Source organism: Streptomyces sp. Isolate_45 (genome assembly GCF_024721315.2).
Taxonomy (GTDB): domain Bacteria; phylum Actinomycetota; class Actinomycetes; order Streptomycetales; family Streptomycetaceae; genus Streptomyces.
This window is the reverse complement of record NZ_JANFAK020000095.1, coordinates 1-3,279: the sequence shown is the minus strand read 5'-3', so window position 1 is coordinate 3,279 and position 3,279 is coordinate 1. Positions and strand designations below refer to the sequence as shown.

Here is a 3,279-nt window from a genome sequence, read left to right as displayed (position 1 = left end):
AGGCCGGTACCGGCCGCCTTCAGCGACAGCAGGAAGACGGGCACCTCCCCGGACTGGAAGCGGTCGACGAGCTCCTCGCGGCGCGGCACGGGCGTCCCCCCGTGCAGGAACTGGTGGGAGATGCCCCGGGCCGCGAGGTGCCGCTCGATGATCCGCCCCATCGTCACGTACTGGGTGAACACCAGGACCGAGCCGCCCTCCGCGAGGATCGTGTCGAGGAGTTCGTCCAACAGGGCGAGTTTGCCCGACCGGTGCGGGATCCGGGGCGGCTCCTCCTTCAGATACTGCGCGGGGTGGTTGCAGATCTGCTTGAGCGAGGCCAACAACTTCATGATCATGCCCCGGCGTTCGATGCCCTCGCTCGCCCCGATCACCGCCATCGCCTCCTCCACCGCCGCCTGGTAGAGCGACGCCTGCTCACGGGTCAGGGACACCGGGTGGTCGGTCTCCGTCTTCGGCGGCAACTCGGGGGCGATGCCCGGGTCGGACTTCTTGCGCCGCAGCAGGAACGGCCGCACCAGCGCGGCCAACCGGGCCACCGCGGCCTCGTTGCCGCCGTCCTCCTCCTGCTGGTGCTCGACCGGGCGGGCGTGCCGGGCACGGAAGGCGGTGAGGGGGCCGAGCAGCCCCGGGGTGGTCCAGTCGAGCAGGGCCCACAGCTCGGACAGGTTGTTCTCGACCGGGGTGCCGGTGAGCGCGACCCGGGCCGGCGCGGGAATCGTCCGCAACGCCTTGGCCGTCGCCGAATGCGGGTTCTTCACGTGCTGCGCCTCGTCGGCGACGACCATGCCCCAGCTCTGCCCGGCGAGCCGGGCGGCCCCGGCGCGCATCGTCGCGTACGTGGTCAGGACGAAGCCGCCGTCGAGGCCGTCGAGGGTGCGGCTGCCCCCGTGGAAGCGACGGACCGGCGTGCCCGGCGCGAACCTCTCGATCTCGCGCTGCCAGTTGCCGAGCAGCGAGGCCGGGCAGACGACGAGGGTGGGTTCGGGACGGTCCCGGTGCAGGTGCAGGGCGATCAGGGTGACCGTTTTACCGAGGCCCATGTCATCGGCGAGGCACCCGCCGAGACCGAGCGAGGTCATCAGGTCCAGCCAGGCCAGCCCCCGCAGCTGGTAGTCCCGCAGGGTCGCCTTGAGGGCGGCGGGCGGCGCGACAGCGGGCAGGTCCCCGGTCAGCCGGTCCCGCAGCGCGGCCAGCGCGCCCACCGGTACGGCGGGCACCGGCTCCCCGTCGACCTCGGCCGTCCCGCTCAGGACGGTGGCCAACGCGTCCACCGGGTCCAGCAGCCCCAGCTCCCGCTTGCGGGCCTTGCGCACCAGCGCCGGATCGACCCGCACCCACTGGTCGCGCAGCCGCACCACGGGCCGGTGCGCCTGGGCGAGGGCGTCCATCTCCCCCGGGGTGAGCCGGTCGCCGCCCAAGGCCAGCTCCCAGGAGAAGGCGAACAGGCCCGCGGCGTCGAAGAAGGCGGTGCCGTCGGTGGCGGAACCCGGCGCCGTGGACCGCACGACGGCGGTCGCCGACAGCGTACGGGCCAGCTCGCGCGGCCAGTGGACCAGTACTCCGGCCGCCGCGAGCCGGGGCGCGACGACGCCCAGCAGGTCCTCCAACTCCGGATCCGACAGCGCGAGCGCGTCCGGCACCGGTTGGTCGAGCAGGCGCAGCAGCGGCGGCCAGACCCGACCCGCGCGGCGCAGCGCGAGCACGGCATCGATCCGGGCGCGCGGCCCGAACGCGGCGGCGGCCGCACCGGCCCACAGCAGCCCCGCGTCGGTCACCAACGTCGGATCGGCGAGGCTGTGGACCTGGACGACTGCGGCGCCCGCGCGCCGCACGTCCTGCGGTTCCGCCTCGTCGAACAGGCGGAACGACGACAGGTCGAGCCGCAGCGAGATGCCCACCCCCGCGTCGGCACCGGCCGCGACCTGCGCGGCCCACTCCTGTATCCCCGGCACCCGCTGCGGCTCCCGGGCGGCGAACGGCCGCCCGGCGGCGAACGGCGCCGCAGGGGTCCTGGGGAGCGTGTCGGCGACGGCGTCGATGAAGGCCCGCACCAGGGCCTCCGGTTCGGGCAGGGTCAGAGGTCGGCGCCCGGCGAGCGGGGTGGCGTACCCCTCGTACGGCAGGGCGGCGGCGACGGCGCGCAGGTGTCCGACGTCCTGCGCGTCGAGCGGCCCGGCCCGCCAGGCGTCGATGCCGTCGGGGGTGACACCGGGCAGCAGCCGACCCCGCGCCACCAGCGACAGCGCCTGGGCCGCGGCGGTGCCCCAGGCCCGGGCGGCGGGTGACGCCGAGGCGCTGCGCGGCGCGTGGACGAGGACGGCGAGGGCCTCGGTGACGGACAGGGAGACCGCGGGAACCGTGTGGGTACGGACCCCGTCGCCGTGCGGCCGGACCACCTGGAGCGGAGACGGGCTCCCGGCCTCGGGCAGCGGCTCCCCGGCGGGACTCCAGAACGCGACCCGCCCCTCGCGGGGCACCGCGGCCGGGAGGAACACCGGGGCACAGCGGAGCAGGGCCGCCACCGACCGCGACAGCGGCTGTGGCCGGCCGTGCGACCGGGCCTGCGACCGCGCTTGCTCTTGCTCTTGCTCTTGCGGCATCACGGCGTCGTCGTCCCCCTTCCCGTCCTGCTCGCCCGGCTCCGCCCGGTCATGGCGGTTCCACTGCCGCCGAGTCTAGGCGCGCCCACCGACAATGCCGCTGACCTGCGACTACGACGCCGCCCACGGCACTTCCCGGGCTACCTCGCCCAGCGGCCCTGCTCGCTCGCGAAGCCGTACTCGGGCCGGCCGGCGGTGGCGCTCGTCCGCCAGGGCCGCCCGTTCTCGTCGAGGCGGAGGGTCCCGGATCCGGTGGGGCCGCTCCAGCGGAGTTCCAGGTACCAGTCGCAGTCGCAGCCCGTGGCGGCGGCCACCACCCGCAGCACGGCGGGTCGCGCCGCCGACACCTGCATCGGGAACGCCGGCGCCGGGAGCCGGTCACCTCCGTCGTTGCCCGCGACGGGCCGCGCCAGGGGCCTCGGCGCGTCCAGGTTGACGGCGAAACCGGCCGGGGTGAGGGCACCGCCGCAGCCCTGGGACATCTGGTAGACGTTCCAGGCGGGCGGGGTGCGCCGCGCGGTGACCCGTACCTGGAGGTCCTGCAGGACCACCGCCCCTTCCCCGGTCCCGTGCAGGGTGACCTCGACGGTCTGGCTGCCGGCGTGCACGGCCCGCTGCGCCTGCGCCCAGGCGGCCGCGTCCGGCTCCAGGGGCGGCGGGGGCACCTCCGTCGGGG

General features: G+C 75.6%; 1 protein-coding gene and 1 pseudogene. Both read right to left on the bottom strand.

Annotation, left to right across the window (positions count from 1 at the left end):
* Positions 1-2,537: DEAD/DEAH box helicase (locus NOD94_RS26695; RefSeq protein ID WP_281208658.1), on the bottom strand; the 2,537-nt coding region annotated here is incomplete at its 3' end.
* 206 nt (positions 2,538-2,743) lie between these two features.
* Positions 2,744-3,279, bottom strand: a pseudogene (locus NOD94_RS26690) (transcriptional regulator); the annotation flags it as partial.